Genomic DNA, 1,301 nt, shown 5'->3' with positions numbered 1-1,301 from the left:
CCGCCGACGTCCTGAAGGAGTACGAGGCCTTCACCAAGAAGTAGCCGAAAGCATCACCACAGGGGAAGGGCCCCGGAGCGTTCGCTCCGGGGCCCTTCCCGTTCGGCTCGTACGGCTCAGCTGTGCTGGCGCAGCAGCGTCCGCATCGTGCGCATCGCGACCGAGAGGTTGGCCAGGTCGAAGGAGTCCGAACCCTCGATCTCCTCCAGCGTGGCCCGGGCCCGGCCCAGGATCGCGGAGTTCTTCTCCTCCCACGCCTTGAACCGCTGCTCGAGCGAGGCGCTGCCGTTGCCCGCCGAGAGGACGTCGGCGGTCAGCGCGGCGTGCGCGGCGAACAGGTCCTCGCGGATCGCGGCCCGCGCCATCGACTGCCAGCGGTCGTTGCGCGGCAGCTCCAGGATGCGGTCCAGGAGCTGGTTGATCCGCAGCCGGTCGCCCAGGTCGTAGTAGGCCTCGGCGACGTCCAGCGGCTCCTTGCCGGTGCGGTCGGCGATGGCGACGATGTCCAGCGCCGGGAAGACCGACGAGAAGCCCGCCACCCGGTGCGCCAGCTCCTCCGGCACGCCCGCCTCGGTCAGCTGGCCGAGGATCGACTCGTACCACTCCATGTCGCTGCCGCGCAGCAGCTTGGGCAGCTCGGCCCAGACCGCCGCGACCCGGTCCCGGAAGAAGTCGATGGTGCCGGACAGCTCCAGCGGCTGCGGGCGGTTGTTCAGCAGCCAGCGGGTGCCGCGCTCGACCAGCCGCCGGGAGTGCAGCCGGATGCGGGTCTGCACCTCGGCGGGGACCTTGTTGTCCAGCGCCTCGACGTCGTCCCAGACCCGGTTCAGGTCGAAGATGGCGCGGGCCGCGGTGTGCGCCCGCACGACCTCCTCCAGGGAGGCGCCCGTCTCCTCCTGCATGCGGTGCAGGAAGCTCGTACCACCGGTGTTGACCGTGTCGTTGACCAGCACCGTCGTGGTGATCTCGCGGTGCAGGGCGTGCTGGTCGACCTGCTCGGGGAAGCGCTCGCGCAGCGCGGTCGGGAAGTACGCGTGCAGCAGGTGCTTGAAGTACGGGTCGTCCGGCAGATCCGTCTTGATCAGCGCGTCCGCCACCGTGATCTTCGTGTACGCCAGCAGGACCGCGGTCTCCGGCTGGGTCAGGCCCCGGCCGTTGTTCAGCCGCTCGCGGATCTGCCGGTCCGACGGCAGGAACTCCAGCGCCCGGTCCAGGTGCCCGTCGCGCACCAGCCGGCGGAGGAACCGCTGCTGGGCGTGGAGCATGCTGGAGGACTGGGCGATGGCCAGCGAGAGGGCGAC

1 pseudogene is annotated in these 1,301 nt (G+C 70.6%); it reads right to left on the bottom strand.

The features are described from left to right. Positions 1-116: 116 nt before the first annotated feature. A pseudogene (locus C3486_RS36625) lies at positions 117-1,301 on the bottom strand (NAD-glutamate dehydrogenase domain-containing protein); the annotation flags it as partial.

The sequence above is a fragment of the Streptomyces sp. Ru73 genome (genome assembly GCF_002920575.1).
In the GTDB taxonomy this organism is placed as follows: domain Bacteria; phylum Actinomycetota; class Actinomycetes; order Streptomycetales; family Streptomycetaceae; genus Streptomyces.
The sequence above is the reverse complement of the archived record's forward strand: the minus strand, read 5'-3'. Positions and strand labels throughout refer to the sequence as shown.